This window comes from Arthrobacter sp. KBS0702 (assembly GCF_005937985.2).
Classification (GTDB): domain Bacteria; phylum Actinomycetota; class Actinomycetes; order Actinomycetales; family Micrococcaceae; genus Arthrobacter.
Genome location: NZ_CP042172.1, coordinates 1,738,503 through 1,752,609, shown reverse-complemented (window position 1 = coordinate 1,752,609; position 14,107 = coordinate 1,738,503). Strand labels below are relative to the sequence as shown.

Sequence of the window (14,107 nt, the reverse complement as noted above, 5' to 3'; positions counted from 1 at the left end):
ACACAATCATGTCGTAATTTACTCCCTCGATCCAGTAAGGCATGGCTTTCCTGCGCCCGGCCCCGCATCGGGCCACGCCCTACTACATCGCGTAGAATGCTTTGGTGCGATCTCCCGAATCCCCCGCCCTGACCATCAGCGGGCTCATCAAGGATGTTGGCCCGTTGCCCAGCCTTGACGGCAAGATGCTGCGGGTGGTCAGCGGTTTGTCCCTCATTGCCGAACGCGGGCAGGTCACCGCCCTGCTGGGCGCCAACGGGGCGGGCAAGACCACGACGATCGAGTGCGCCCAAGGCTTGCAGAAGCGCACCGGCGGCAGCATCAGCCTGCTCGGCCAGGACCCCGACACCGCCGGGGCCGAACTCCGCGCCCGCGTCGGCGTGATGCTCCAGGACGGCGGCCTTCCGCCGTCGGCCCGGCCCATCCCCCTGCTCCGGCACATCGCCGGCCTGTACCAGGACCCTTGGCCCGTGGACGAGCTCATTGCCCGGCTGGGCATCGACACCTTCAGCCGCACCACGGTCCGGCGCCTCTCCGGCGGACAGAAGCAGCGGCTCGCCCTCGCCGCGGCCCTGGTTGGCCGCCCCGAGGTGCTCTTCCTCGACGAGCCAAGCGCCGGCTTGGACCCGCAGTCCCGCCAGCTGGTGTTCGAACTGATTGCCGAACTGCGGGACCGCGGCATGGGCATCGTCCTCACCACGCACCTGATGGATGACGCCCAGCGGCTGGCCGACTACGTCTACATCATCGACGCCGGCCGGAACGTCGCGGAGGGCACCGTCGCCCAGTTGCTGCGGCACGAGTTGACCTCCGGCTCAGATCAGCACGTCCGCACCCTCCTCTTCGAAGCCGAGCCCGGGCTTGATCTGTCCGGCGTGCTGCCGGACGCCGTCGAGGTCCGGGAAACGCGGGCCGGCAGCTACAGCGCCACCGGAGCGCTGACCCCGGCTGATCTCGCCGCCGTGACAGCCTGGTGGGCGGAGCGCGGCATCATGCCCGCCTCGATGAGCCTCGCGGCCCGCAGCCTCGAAGACGTCTTCCTCGACATCTCCGGAAGGGAAACCCGATGAGCTCCGCGCCCGCCGGAACAACAGCCGGCACGCCGCTGGGCAGTGCCCCCGCTCCCCTGTTGCGCCGGGTCCTGCTGCAGGGGCGGTATGAGACCGTCACCATGCTCCGCAACGGCGAGCAGCTGATCCTGGCCGTCATCCTGCCGCTGCTGGCCCTGGTGGGCCTGACCGTCACGCCGCTGTTGGACGGCCTCGGCTCCAGCCGCGTCAATATCGCTGTACCTGGCATCCTGGCGCTGTGCGCCATGTCCACGGCCTTCACCGGCCAGGGCATCGCCACCGGTTTCGACCGCCGGTACGGGGTGCTGCGGTTCCTGTCCACGACCCCGCTGGGCCGGACCGGCCTGATCCTCGGCAAGGTGATTGCCGTACTTGTGGTGCTGCTGCTGCAGGTACTGGTGGTCACCGCCGTCGCCCTGCCGCTGGGCTGGCAGCCGTCAGCCGCGGGGCTGCTGCCCGGGTTCGCGCTGCTGGTCCTTGGCGCAGCGGCCTTCACCGCCCTCGGCCTGCTCGTGGCCGGCACGGTCCGGCCGGAGGCGACGCTCGCGATCACCAACCTGCTCTGGATCCTGCTCGGCGCCCTGGGCGGGATCGTCATTCCGGCCGAGCGGCTCCCCGCGCTCGCCCAGGCCACCGTGCACTTCCTTCCCTCCGGCGCGCTGGGCCAGGCGCTGCGGGATGCTTTCCTGCATGGCAGCGTCAACCCTGCCGCCGTGTTTGTCCTGCTGCTCTGGACCGCCGTTGCCGGCCTCGCAGCAACCCGTTGGTTCAAGTGGAATTGAGAAAATTGTGAGTACGGCATCCCGCCCTCCCCGGATCATGTCCCGGATTTCCTCCCGGCTGCCCGTCACCGTCGACAAGACGGTCCGCCGCCTGGCCGTGCTGTCCCTGATCGGCCAGACCGTGCTGGTGGTGACCGGCGGCGCCGTCCGCCTGACGGCTTCGGGCCTGGGCTGCCCCACGTGGCCGCGCTGCACGGACAGCTCGCTCGTGAACACTCCCGAGATGGGAATCCACGGCTTCATCGAGTTCGGCAACCGCCTGCTGACGTTCGCGCTGGCCGCCGTCGCCGTGATGATGCTGGTCTACCTGTGGAACCTCCGGAGGGAGCGCCGCGACCTCTTCCTGCTGGCCCTCGGCCTGCTCGCCAGCATTCCGGCCCAGGCCATCATTGGCGGCATCACCGTCCTCACCCAGCTGAACCCGTGGGTGGTGGGCCTGCACTTCCTCGTCTCGATGGCCCTCGTGGTGCTCGCCACGCTGCTCGTCAACCGCGCCTACGGAAGGACCGGGGCGGCACGGACCCGGGAGCTTCCCGCCCTGCCGGGTGCCGCACGCCCGGTGCTGGCCGCCGTCGCGCTCTTCTCCGCCGTGGCAGTCTGCCTCGGCGTCGTCGTGACCGGCGCCGGCCCGCACGCCGGTGACGCGAACGCGCCGCGCAACAACCTGGACTGGGATCTGTTCTCGCACATCCATGCCGTTCCGGCCTACCTCGTGACCGCCGGCGCCCTGTTCGGCGTGTTCCTCGTGCTCCGGGGCCGGATTACGGGTCCGTTCCGCACTGCCGTGTTCCTGCTTCTGGGCGTTACGGTGCTGCAGGCTGTCATCGGCTTCACGCAGTACTACAACGGCATCCCCGCGCTGCTCGTGGGCGCGCACATGCTCGGCGCGGCCCTGCTGATGAGCGCATCCACCAACGCAGCCGACCTCGCGCGCAGCAGCCCGGCCAAGTAGCGGAAGACTCCAGCGCGGGGTCACTTGCCGCCCGTCCGGATGCCTGGGACCGGCGGAAACTGACCCCGCGTTGCTTGCCGGCCGGTAGCCTGACTTTGTCGAGAGAAAGGCAGCGCCGTGAACGGAGTCGTCAACAGCCTCCTGAATATGAGTCCCGCGCTGGCCTTCACGCTCGTGGCCTGCCTGGTGTTCGCCGAAGACGCGGTCTTCATTGGCTTCGTGATTCCGGGTGAGACGGCCGCGGTCCTGGGCGGCGTCATTGCGAGCCGCGGCGAGGTGCCGCTGTGGGGCATGGCCGCCGTCGTGGTCACCGCTGCCATTGCCGGGGACACCGTGGGCTACGAGATCGGCAAGCACGTGGGTCCCCGCCTGCTGGACTTCAAACTGATGAAGCGGCGCCGGCGCGGCCTGGCCCGGGCCCAGGCCTTTCTGCGCCAACGGGGCGGCTCAGCCGTTTTCCTGGGCCGCTTCGTGGCGTTTTTCCGGGCCGTCATGCCCGCCCTGGCCGGCGCCTCCCGAATGCACTACCCGAAGTTCCTGGCCTTCAATGCCGCCGGTGGACTGGTGTGGGGAACGGGCTTCGTGCTGCTCGGCTTCTTTGCTGGCAACTCCTATGACGCCGTGGCCAAGGTGGCTGGCCGGGACATCACGGCGGCGATAGCTGTGCTCGGGGTCCTGGGACTCGTCATCTGGCATCTGCGGCGCGGGCGGCGGGCCCGGCGGGATCTTCCGGAAGCGGCGGACCGCCGTGACCCGCCCGGCCCCGAAAAGCCCTGACCTCCCGCGCCTGCCTAGCTGCCGATGATCGAGGAGCCGATGAACGGGTCCACGGCCAGCGCGATGAAGAGCAGGGTGAGGTAGCTGATGGAGCCATGGAAGACCTTCATGGCGCCCTTGTTCGAGACGTCGCCACCCTGGGCCCGGTTGTAGAGCGCGTGCGACTCGTACAGGAACCAGGCGCCCGCGGCGACGGCGGTGACGGTGTAGACCCAGCCGGCGCCGCCGACCGGGATCAGCAGCAGCGAGCAGGCAACCATGGCCCACGCGTACAGGACCACCTGCACGGAGACAACCTTGGCGCCGGCGATGGCACCGAGCATCGGCACGTTGGCGTTCCGGTAGTCCTCGCCGTAGCGCATGGACAGCGGCCAGTAGTGCGGCGGGGTCCAGAGGAAGATCACCATAAAGAGGACGACGGCGGGCCACTCCACCGTGTTGGTCACCGCCGCCCAGGCGATCAGCACCGGGAAGCAGCCGGCAGCCCCGCCCCAGACGATGTTCTGGGCGGTGCGGCGCTTGAGGATCATCGTGTAGATGACGACGTAGAACACGATCGCGCCGAGTCCCAGCCAGGCCGAGAGCGGGTTGGCGCCGAACCAAAGGATCGCGATGGCGGCCGCGCCGAGAAGCCACGAGAAGACCAGTGCTTCGCGCGGGGTGACCTCCCCCGTGACCAGCGGACGGTTTTCGGTCCGGTGCATGAGCTTGTCGATGTCCCGGTCGATGTAGCAGTTGAAGGACCCCGCGCTGCCGGCGGCAAACGCGCCGCCGACGAGGGTGGCCAGGATCAGGCCGAGGGACGGGAAGCCGCGCTCGGCGTAGATCATGGTGGGCAGGGTGCTGACCAGCAGGAGTTCGATTACCCGGGGTTTCGTGAGCGCCAGGTAGGCCTTGGCTTTGCGGGCGAAGCCGATCCGGGCCGGGGCCTGGGAGGCGTTAAGCGGCGTTTCTGTTGTGCTCACGGTGGCAGTCACTCTGTTCTGTCTGGCTGTTCAGTCCGGCTGGTCGTCGCAGTGCGCCTAAGTCCGGCGCATTGCATTCGGAGGGGGTCCACGCTCAGCGCACAGGCGTGTCCTCGCCCCCATGGGTGGCCAGCCACCATCATACCGTGGTGGCAGCTGCGTTCCGGCCCCGAAGGCGCCCGCATGAGTCCGACTGATTAACACGGCCTCACCGCCGCCGCGGCACACGGTGATTCATATAAGCCCAAAACCGGTCCAATTCCTGAGATGTACCCTGCCCGGCAGGTGGAATGGGGCTAAGCTGTCTCACAGATCAGCACGCACGGGCCGGCGCCCCAACGGCGCTCACGGCCCCGTGCATGCGGCGCAATGATAGATCAACGATTCGATGGTGAACGGCTGGTACGAACCGCGGCGGGCACCGAACTGTGCCCCGGCGGAAGGCCCCGAGTTAGATCCCCCAGCGGGAAAACACAGAGGGAACCTCGTGCCACCGGCCGTCAGCACAGAGAGGGGCCCGGTTTTCGTGCCACATTTGGAAGAGCAAGAACTGTCATGGACTCATCTGGACGCCCGGGCCGTGGACACCGTCCGGGTGCTCGCGGCGGATGCCGTGGAGAAGGTCGGTAACGGCCACCCCGGCACCGCGATGAGCCTGGCTACGGCCGCCTACCTGCTCTTCCAGAAGCTGATGCGCCACGACCCGGCGAACCCGCAGTGGCTGGGCCGCGACCGGTTCGTCCTGTCCCCCGGCCACACCTCCCTGACGCTCTACATCCAGCTCTTCCTCTCGGGCTACGGCCTGGAGCTGAAGGACCTCCAGGCGCTGCGGACCTGGGGTTCCCTGACCCCCGGTCACCCGGAGTACAAGCACACGGCCGGGGTGGAGATCACCACGGGCCCGCTGGGCCAGGGCCTGGCGTCCGCCGTCGGCTTCGCCTACTCCCAGCGCCGGATGCGCGGGCTGTTCGACGCCGACGCTCCCGCCGGCACCAGCCCGTTCGACCACACCGTCTGGGTGATTGCGTCCGACGGCGACCTGCAGGAAGGCGTCACGAGCGAGGCGTCCTCGCTCGCCGGGCACCAGGAACTGGGCAACCTCGTGGTGATCTACGACGAGAACCACATCAGCATCGAGGACGACACCGACGTCGCGTTCACCGAGGACGTCCTGGCCCGCTACGAGGCCTACGGCTGGCACACCCAGCGGGTCGACTGGACCCGCACCGGCGAATACAAGGAGGACGTGCCCGAACTGCACGCCGCCCTGCTCGCCGCCAAGGCCGAGACCGGCAAGCCGTCCATCATCTCGCTTCGCACCATCATCGGGTGGCCGGCGCCGAAGAAGCAGAACACCGGCAAGATCCACGGCTCGGCGCTCGGCGCGGAGGAAGTCGCCGGCCTGAAGAAGGTCCTCGGCTTCGACCCGGAGCGGTCTTTCCAGGTTGACGAGGAGGTTCTGGCCCACACCCGCGAAGCGCAGGCCCGCGGCGCCGCGGCCCGGTCCGAATGGCAGGCGGCGTTCGAGGCCTGGCAGTCCGGCAATCCCGAGGCGGCCGCCCTGCTCGAGCGCGTCGAGGCCCGCAAGCTTCCGGCTGAGTTCGACGCCGCGCTGCCGGTCTTCGAAGCCGGCAAGGACGTCTCCACGCGGGCCGCGTCCGGCAAGGTCCTGAACGCGATCGGCCCGGTCATGCCCGAGCTGTGGGGTGGCTCCGCCGACCTTGCCGAGTCGAACAACACCACGATCGAAGGTTCGCCGTCGTTCATCCCGGCCTCCCGGCAGACCGAGGCGTGGAAGGGCAACCCGTACGGCCGGGTGCTGCACTTCGGCATCCGCGAACACGCCGCCGCGTCGATCGTGAACGGGATCTCCCTGGCCGGGGCAACCCGGGCCTTCTCCGGCACCTTCCTGATCTTCTCCGACTACCAGCGCCCGGCCATCCGGCTCGGCGCCCTGATGGGCGTCCCCTCGCTCTACGTCTGGACGCACGACTCGATCGGCCTCGGCGAGGACGGCCCCACCCACCAGCCGGTCGAACAGCTTGCCTCCCTGCGGGCCATCCCGGGCCTTGACGTCGTCCGTCCCGGGGACGCCAATGAGGTCGCCGCGGCTTGGAAGGCGATGCTCGAAAACCACGCCAACCCCGCCGGGATCGTGCTGACCCGGCAGAACATCCCCACCTGGGAGCGCGGAACCGGCGACGCCGACGGCGATACCTTCGCCTCCACCGCCGGGGTCGCCAAGGGCGGCTACGTCCTGGCCGAGGCATCCTCCGGCGGCGCGACCGCGGAGGCGCAGGTCATCCTGATCGGCACCGGCTCCGAGGTCCAGCTCGCTGTGGCAGCACGCGACGCCCTGCAGGCCGAGGGCATCCCCACCAGGGTCGTGTCCATGCCGTGCGTGGAATGGTTCAACAAGCAGGACGCCGCCTACCGCGAGGCGGTGCTCCCGGCCAACGTCAAGGCGCGGGTCTCGGTCGAAGCCGGGCTGGCCCTGGGCTGGAAGGAATTCGTCGGCGACGCCGGCCGCTCCATCAGCCTGGAGCACTTCGGAGCCTCGGCCGACTACAAGCGCCTGTTCCAGGAATTCGGCATCACCGCCGAGGCCGTGGCCGCCGCCGCCAAGGAATCCCTCGCCAGCCTCACGGCCTGACCCCCCAACTTCACGCATTCCGGGCCGCCGCCCCTGCGGCGGCGGCCCCAGACTCCAGGAGTGAACCATGAACACCACCCCCACCCAGCAGCTATCCGACGCCGGCGTTTCCATCTGGCTCGATGACCTCTCCCGCGGCCGCCTCGAAACCGGGACGCTGCGCAAACTGATCGAAGAGAAGAACGTCGTCGGCGTCACCACGAACCCGAGCATCTTCCACGCCGCGATCACCACCGGCACGGACTACGACGCCAAAATCCGTGAAATGGCCGCCTCGGGCGCCAGCGTGGACGAGACCGTGTTCGCGATCACCACCACCGACGTCGCCGACGCCTGCGAGCTGTTCGCCCCGGTGGCCGCAGCGACGAACGGCGTCGACGGCCGCGTCTCCATCGAGGTGGATCCCCGCCTCGCCTGGGACACCGCCGGCACCATCGCCGAGGCCAAGGAACTCTACGGCCAGGTCAACAAGGACAACGTCCTGATCAAGATCCCCGCCACGATCGAGGGCCTCGAGGCCATCACCGCCACCCTGGCAAGCGGCATCAGCGTCAACGTGACCCTGATCTTCTCGCTCGAGCGCTACCGCGCGGTGATCAACGCCTTCCAGAGCGGACTCGAGCAGGCCAAGGAGAACGGCCACGACCTCTCGAAGATCCACTCGGTCGCCTCGTTCTTCGTCTCCCGCGTGGACACGGAAATCGACAAGCGCCTCGACGCGATCGGCACCGCGGAGGCCAAGGCACTCAAGGGCAAGGCCGGCGTCGCCAACGCACGCCTCGCCTACCAGGTCTATGAGGAGCTCTTCTCCACCGAGCGCTGGGCCCTGCTCGCCGAGGCCGGCGCACGCCCGCAGCGCCCGCTCTGGGCGTCCACCGGCGTCAAGGATCCGGCCTACCCCGACACCCTGTACGTCACCGAGCTCGTCGCCCCCGGCGTCGTGAACACCATGCCGGAGAAGACCCTGGACGCCACCTACGACCACGGCGCCATCACCGGCAACACCATCACCCGGGGCTACGACGACGCTAACGCCACGCTCAACGCCCTCGATGCCCTCGGCATTTCCTACAACGAGGTCGTCGCCGTACTCGAGTCCGAAGGCCTCGACAAGTTTGTGGCAAGCTGGAAGGAACTGCTGGCCGACGTCGAGGGCGCCCTCGCCGCTGCACGGAAGGACGCATAGTCCCCCATGACCACTCTCAGCTACGACGCCACGGGCGCCGCCCGCCAGGCCCACGAACAGCACCTGCCCGCCCTGCTGGAGGACCGGGTCGCCACCCGGATCTTTGCCAAGGATGCCACCCTGTGGGGTCCCGACGCCGAAGCCGAGGCCGCGGTCCGGCTCGGCTGGGTGGAGGCCGCCACCGTCTCCCAGCCGCTCGTGGCGGAGATCCTGGCGCTCCGTGACGCGCTCCGCGCCGAAGGCGTGACCCGGATTGTCCTGTGCGGCATGGGCGGTTCCTCGCTCGCCCCCGAGGTCATCGCCGGAACCGCCGGCGTCGAGTTGACGGTGCTGGACAGCACCGACCCCGAGCAGGTTGCTGCCGCCCTGGCGGACCGCCTCGCGGAGACCGCCATCGTGGTCTCCTCGAAGTCGGGGTCTACCCTGGAGACCGATTCGCAGCGCCGGGTCTTCGAGCACGCCTTTACCGAGGCCGGGCTCGACGCGAAGAGCCGGATCATCATTGTCACCGACCCGGGCTCTCCGCTGGACAAGGCATCCCGCGAAGCCGGCTACCGGGCCGTCTTCAACGCCGACCCCAACGTCGGCGGCCGCTACTCGGCGCTCACCGCTTTCGGCCTGGTGCCGTGCGGGCTGGCCGGCGTGGACATCCAGGCCTTCCTGGACGAGGCCGAGGAGACCGCCGAGATCCTCAATGACGACAGCGAGGAGAACATCGGACTCGCACTCGGCGCCGCACTGGGCGGCACCAATCCGCTACGCGACAAGATCGTCATCGCCGAGGACGGCTCCGGGATCGTGGGCTTCGCCGACTGGGCTGAACAGCTCATCGCGGAATCCACGGGCAAGCTCGGCACCGGCGTGCTGCCGGTCGTCGCCGGCCCGGATGCCCCGGAGGTCACCGGCGGCGCAGACGACGTGCTGGTGATACGTCTGGTCGCGGCCGACGCCGACGTCGACCTCGGCGCCAACGAGGCGGCGATCGCCGGCGGCCTGGCAGCGCAGATGATGACCTGGGAGTTCGCCACCGCCGTCGCGGGACGGCTGCTGGGCATCAACCCCTTCGACCAGCCCGACGTCGAAGCCGCGAAGGTGGCGGCCCGCGGGCTGCTGGACGCGCAGCCGGAGCCGACGCCGGCCAGCTTCACCGACGGCGCCATCGAGGTCCGCGGCGGCGACTGGCTGGGCGGCGCGGGCACCGCTGCCGAAGCGGTCAGCGCATTGCTCGGCCAGCTGGGCGCCAACGGCTACCTCAGCGTCCAGGCCTACTTCGACCGGCTCAGCTACGCGCCGCTCGAGGGGATCCGGGACGAACTGGCCGCCCTCAGCGGCCGTCCCGTCACGTTCGGCTGGGGACCGAGGTTCCTGCACTCCACCGGACAGTTCCACAAGGGCGGCCCGGCGATTGGCGTGTTCCTGCAGGTCACGGCGGCGTCCGCGACGGACCTCGCCATCCCGGAGCGTCCCTTCACCTTTGGTGAGCTGATCTCCGCCCAGGCCGCAGGCGACGCGCAGGTCCTCAGTGAACACGGCCGGCCCGTGCTCCGCCTCCACCTCACGGACCGTGCCGCCGGCGTCCGCCAGTTGCGGGGCCTCGTCTCCGCGCTGGCCGCCAGTTCGATGGCCGGCCGCCCCGCATCCACCACCGAAAGCTAAGGCACCACAGCAACCATGCCACTCTCGCAAAACGGCGGCCGCAAGTCCGCGGGCCGGGGGCGCAATCCGCTCCGGGACCCGCGGGACCGCCGGCTGAACCGCATCGCCGGCCCGTCCTCCCTGGTGCTCTTCGGCGTCACCGGTGACCTCGCCCGGAAGAAACTCATGCCGGCCGTCTACGACCTGGCCAACCGCGGGCTGCTGCCCCCCAGCTTCGCCTTGGTCGGGTTCGCCCGGCGGCAGTGGGAAAACGAGGACTTCGCCGCCGAGGTGAAGGCGGCCGTCAAGAGCTACGCCCGGACCCCCTTCGACGAGACAGTGTGGAAGCAGCTCTCCGAGGGCATCCGTTTTGTCCAGGGCGAGTTCGACGACGACGACGCCTTCGAGCGGCTCAGCGAGACGATCGACGAACTGGACCAGCAGCGCGGCACGCGGGGCAACCACGCCTTCTACCTTTCCATCCCGCCGAAGGCCTTCGAGCTCGTCTGCCGCCAGCTCTCCAAGCACGGGCTGGCCCAGGCCGAGGGCGACAAGTGGCGCCGGGTCGTGATCGAAAAGCCGTTCGGGCACGACCTCGAGTCCGCCCGCCAACTCAACGACATTGTGGAGTCGGTCTTTCCGCCGGACGCGGTCTTCCGGATCGACCACTACCTCGGCAAGGAGACGGTGCAGAACATCCTGGCGCTGCGCTTTGCCAACCAGCTGTTCGAACCGCTCTGGAACGCGAACTACGTGGACCACGTCCAGATCACCATGGCCGAGGACATCGGCACCGGCGGCCGCGCCGGCTACTACGACGGCGTGGGCGCGGCCCGCGACGTCATCCAGAACCACCTGCTGCAGCTGCTGGCCCTGACCGCCATGGAGGAGCCGATCTCTTTCAACGCGGACGACCTCCGCGCCGAGAAGGAAAAGGTCCTGGCCGCCGTCCGCCTGCCGGAGGATCTCTCCACCCACTCGGCGCGCGGGCAGTTCACCGGCGGCTGGCAGGGTGGCGAGCAGGTCCAGGGCTACCTGGAGGAAGAAGGCATCCCCGCCGATTCCACCACCGAGACCTTCGCGGCGATCCGGGTGGACATCAACACCCGGCGCTGGAGCGGCGTGCCGTTCTACCTGCGGGCCGGCAAGCGGCTGGGACGCCGGGTGACGGAAATCGCCGTCGTCTTCAAGCGCGCGCCCAACCTGCTGTTCCGTGACCACGGCGAGGACGACTTCGGCCAGAATGCCGTGGTGATCCGGGTCCAGCCCGATGAGGGCGCCACGATCCGCTTCGGTTCCAAGGTCCCCGGCACGCAGATGGAAGTCCGGGACGTCACGATGGACTTCGGCTACGGCCACTCGTTCACCGAGTCCAGCCCCGAGGCGTACGAACGGCTCATCCTGGACGTGCTGCTCGGCGAGCCTCCGCTGTTCCCCCGCCACGCGGAAGTCGAGCTCTCCTGGAAGATCCTGGACCCGTTCGAGGACTACTGGGCGTCCCTGAACGAACAACCCGAGCCATACGCCCCCGGAAGCTGGGGCCCGGCCTCTGCCGACGAACTGCTCGCCCGCGACGGACGGACCTGGAGAAGGCCATGATCGTAGATCTTCCAGACACAACAACCTCCAAGATCTCCAAGAAGATCATGGCGCTGCGAGAACAGGGCGGCGTGATCGCCCTCGGCCGCGTGCTGACCCTCGTGGTCGTGACCAAGTCCGGTCTCGAGGAGGAGGCCATCGAGGCCGCCAACGAGGCGAGCCGCGAGCACCCCTGCCGCATCATCGTCCTCGCCGACGCTGGCGCCTCGAAGCCCACCCGGCTTGATGCCCAGATCCGCGTAGGCGGCGACGCCGGCGCGTCCGAGGTCATCCTGCTCCGCGGCTACGGTGAGCTCGCGGAGGAAAGTGAATCCCTGGTGGCCGCCCTGCTCCTTCCGGACGCCCCGATCGTGGCCTGGTGGCCGCACGGCGCGCCCCGGAACGCCTGCGAGACGTCGATCGGCCGGATCGCGCACCGCCGGATCACGGACTCCGCGAACGAGGCGGACCCGCAGGCGGCGCTGGAGAATCTCCGCAGCACCTACAAGGCCGGCGACACCGACTTGGCCTGGACCCGCCTGACCAACTGGCGGATCCAGCTGGCCGCGGTCCTGGACCAGGTGGACGCGTCCCCGGTCACCGCCGTCGCGGTCGAAGGCGCCTCGGACTCCCCCAGCACCCTGTTGCTCGCGGCGTGGCTCACGCTAGCGCTGGACGCGCCGGTGACCATCGTGGCCGATCCGGCCGGCACCGGCATCCGGCGGGTACGCCTGTCCCGCACCGGCGGCGACGTGCAGCTGTTCCGGCCCGGCTTGACCGTCGCCGAACTGACGCAGCCGGGCCAGCCCGCCCAGCGCATCTCGCTGCCGCGCCGCAGCCTCAAGGACTGCCTGGCCGAGGAGCTGCGGCGCCTGGACCCGGACGAAGTCTTCGGCGAAGTGATTACTATTGGACTGCCGCGTACCAACCTAAGGAGTGTCCGTCCCAGTGAGCGCTGACCCCAGAGTAAGCATCCATCCTGACTCGACGGTCCTGATGGCCGCGATCGCGGCACGCCTGATCACCAAGCTTGTGGACATCCAGGACAAGCACGGCGAGGCGACGGTGGTGCTGACCGGCGGCACGATGGGCATCGGCTCGCTCAAGGCGGTCGCCGAGTCGCCGGCCGCTCCCGCGGTGGACTGGTCCAAGGTGAACTTCTGGTGGGGCGACGAACGCTTTGTCAGCGCTGACGACGCCGACCGCAACGCCCGCCAGGCACACGAGGCGCTCCTGGCCCACATCAACGTGGACCCGGCGCGCGTTCACGTCCCCGGTTCCACGGACGACTTCGACACCCCCGAGGACGCCGCGGCCGACTACGCCCGACGGCTCGCCGAGGCGGCCGCCGCCGAGCACGCCGCCGACATGTCCGATGACCGCCCGGAGGAACCCGGCCGCCTGCCGCGGCTGGATATTGTGCTGCTGGGCGTTGGCCCCGACGCCCATGTTGCCTCGCTCTTCCCCGAGCAGGCGGGAATCCGGGAGAAGGACTTGACCGTCGTCGGCGTCCGCAACTCCCCCAAGCCGCCGCCGGCACGGCTGTCCCTCACGCTGCCGACGATCAACACCGCGAACGAAGTGTGGATGGTGGTGGCCGGCGACGACAAGGCCGGCGCCGTGGGCCTGGCCCTGGCCGGCGCCAACCCGGTCCATGTCCCGGCGGCGGGGCCGCGCGGGCGCTTCCAGACTCTGTGGCTGATCGATGAGGACGCGGCCTCACGCGTCCCCGAGCAACTCGTCCGGAAGGGCGCGTCGGGCGCGTAGCTTCTCCAGCGCTCCGGCCAGCACGTCTTCGGCGTCCTGGCTGGAGCGTCTTTCTTTAACGTATTCCAGGTGGCTCTTGAAGCCTTCGACGGGCTCGTCCTCCAGCGCGAAGCGGGACTCGTCCCGGGTCGCAGTCCCGCCGCAGCGCCGGCAGTCCCAGACGCCAGGGATCTGGTCTTCCGGGAGCTTCGCGAACACCAAGGCCGTCTCATGGCCCTTCGCACACCGGTAGGTGACGCCGATCCGGGGCTGGCCGACGCCGCCGCCGTCGAGCGGCTCGTGGCGGGCCGGGGCGCCGGCGACGGCACCAACGCGGATGCCCCTGAATCCGGAAGCAGAATGCAGCATCGGGAACTCCTGGCTAGTCGGCTGGTGATGTTTGCCAGCGACAGTTTATTCCTGGAGTTCCCGATGCGGGGAGGGCCGCAAGGCCCTTATGAAGTTTTGACGACGCGCGTAGTTAGGAGTCGCCGCCCGTGCTCAAACGCATCAGCAGGCCGAGGGCAATGATGACAACGCCCCAGGTGACGCCAAGGATAATCGTGAAGCGGTTGAGGTTCCGCTCGGCAACACCCGAGGAGCTGAGCCCGGAGCTCATGCCGCCGCCGAACATGTCGGACAGACCGCCGCCACGACCCTTATGAAGCAGGATGAGCAAGGTCAACAGGAGGCTGGTGATGCCCAGCAGCACCTGCAGGATGACATGAAGAACGTCCACGACGGCCTTTCAGAAGAGGGGATT

Annotated in this window: 13 protein-coding genes; 10 read left to right on the top strand and 3 right to left on the bottom strand. The window is 69.1% G+C overall.

What is annotated here, in order from left to right; translation table 11 throughout:
- Positions 1-104: 104 nt before the first annotated feature.
- The 4 genes from FFF93_RS08030 (at position 105) to FFF93_RS08015 (ending at position 3,581) form a co-directional block, all read left to right on the top strand.
- Positions 105-1,070, top strand: coding sequence for an ABC transporter ATP-binding protein (locus tag FFF93_RS08030; protein WP_138769382.1), 966 nt, complete (start codon positions 105-107; stop codon positions 1,068-1,070).
- Positions 1,067-1,852, top strand: a complete 786-nt coding sequence (locus FFF93_RS08025) for an ABC transporter permease (RefSeq protein ID WP_138769383.1) — start codon at positions 1,067-1,069, stop codon at positions 1,850-1,852. Before FFF93_RS08030 ends, FFF93_RS08025 begins: the two co-directional genes overlap by 4 nt.
- 7 nt (positions 1,853-1,859) lie before the next feature.
- Positions 1,860-2,804 (top strand): heme A synthase, encoded by a 945-nt coding sequence (locus tag FFF93_RS08020; RefSeq protein WP_138769384.1) that lies wholly within the window; start codon positions 1,860-1,862, stop codon positions 2,802-2,804.
- 117 nt (positions 2,805-2,921) lie between these two features.
- Positions 2,922-3,581 (top strand): DedA family protein, encoded by a 660-nt coding sequence (locus FFF93_RS08015; protein ID WP_138769385.1) that lies wholly within the window; start codon positions 2,922-2,924, stop codon positions 3,579-3,581.
- A gap of 14 nt (positions 3,582-3,595) precedes the next feature.
- Here the strand turns inward: FFF93_RS08015 and FFF93_RS08010 are convergent, their stop codons facing one another.
- Entirely contained in the window at positions 3,596-4,558 is a 963-nt protein-coding gene (locus tag FFF93_RS08010) for a heme o synthase (protein WP_138769386.1), read from the bottom strand.
- A gap of 523 nt (positions 4,559-5,081) precedes the next feature.
- Between FFF93_RS08010 and tkt the strand changes: the two genes are divergently transcribed.
- From tkt to pgl, 6 genes are all read left to right on the top strand, one after another.
- Positions 5,082-7,199, top strand: a complete 2,118-nt coding sequence (tkt, locus tag FFF93_RS08005; RefSeq protein ID WP_138770474.1) for a transketolase — start codon at positions 5,082-5,084, stop codon at positions 7,197-7,199.
- A gap of 67 nt (positions 7,200-7,266) precedes the next feature.
- Positions 7,267-8,385 (top strand): transaldolase, encoded by a 1,119-nt coding sequence (gene tal, locus FFF93_RS08000; RefSeq protein ID WP_138769387.1) that lies wholly within the window; start codon positions 7,267-7,269, stop codon positions 8,383-8,385.
- 6 nt (positions 8,386-8,391) lie between these two features.
- Positions 8,392-10,041, top strand: a complete 1,650-nt coding sequence (locus FFF93_RS07995; protein ID WP_138769388.1) for a glucose-6-phosphate isomerase — start codon at positions 8,392-8,394, stop codon at positions 10,039-10,041.
- A 15-nt stretch (positions 10,042-10,056) separates the two neighbouring features.
- Positions 10,057-11,619, top strand: a complete 1,563-nt coding sequence (gene zwf, locus FFF93_RS07990) for a glucose-6-phosphate dehydrogenase (RefSeq protein WP_138769389.1) — start codon at positions 10,057-10,059, stop codon at positions 11,617-11,619.
- Positions 11,616-12,557: a glucose-6-phosphate dehydrogenase assembly protein OpcA gene (locus FFF93_RS07985; RefSeq protein WP_138769390.1), complete on the top strand. Its 942-nt coding sequence runs from the start codon at positions 11,616-11,618 to the stop codon at positions 12,555-12,557. The genes zwf and FFF93_RS07985 overlap by 4 nt, the downstream gene beginning before the upstream one ends.
- On the top strand, positions 12,547-13,365 hold the full coding sequence (pgl, locus tag FFF93_RS07980) for a 6-phosphogluconolactonase (protein WP_138769391.1): 819 nt from the start codon (positions 12,547-12,549) through the stop codon (positions 13,363-13,365). The genes FFF93_RS07985 and pgl overlap by 11 nt, the downstream gene beginning before the upstream one ends.
- Here the strand turns inward: pgl and FFF93_RS07975 are convergent.
- Together FFF93_RS07975 and secG are read right to left on the bottom strand one after the other, a co-directional pair.
- Positions 13,318-13,713, bottom strand: a complete 396-nt coding sequence (locus FFF93_RS07975) for an RNA polymerase-binding protein RbpA (RefSeq protein ID WP_138769392.1) — start codon at positions 13,711-13,713, stop codon at positions 13,318-13,320. The genes pgl and FFF93_RS07975 overlap by 48 nt on opposite strands.
- 112 nt (positions 13,714-13,825) lie before the next feature.
- Complete coding sequence (gene secG / locus FFF93_RS07970; protein ID WP_138769393.1) at positions 13,826-14,083, bottom strand: preprotein translocase subunit SecG; 258 nt, start codon at positions 14,081-14,083, stop codon at positions 13,826-13,828.
- Between the last annotated feature and the right edge of the window lie 24 nt (positions 14,084-14,107).

Coding starts and splice junctions, on each gene's coding strand:
- FFF93_RS08025 (WP_138769383.1), top strand. CDS start 1,067: ATGAGCTCCGCGCCCGCCGGAACAACAGCCGGCACGCCGCTGGGCAGT.
- tal (WP_138769387.1), top strand. CDS start 7,267: ATGAACACCACCCCCACCCAGCAGCTATCCGACGCCGGCGTTTCCATC.
- FFF93_RS07995 (WP_138769388.1), top strand. CDS start 8,392: ATGACCACTCTCAGCTACGACGCCACGGGCGCCGCCCGCCAGGCCCAC.
- zwf (WP_138769389.1), top strand. CDS start 10,057: ATGCCACTCTCGCAAAACGGCGGCCGCAAGTCCGCGGGCCGGGGGCGC.
- FFF93_RS07985 (WP_138769390.1), top strand. CDS start 11,616: ATGATCGTAGATCTTCCAGACACAACAACCTCCAAGATCTCCAAGAAG.
- FFF93_RS07975 (WP_138769392.1), bottom strand. CDS start 13,713: ATGCTGCATTCTGCTTCCGGATTCAGGGGCATCCGCGTTGGTGCCGTC.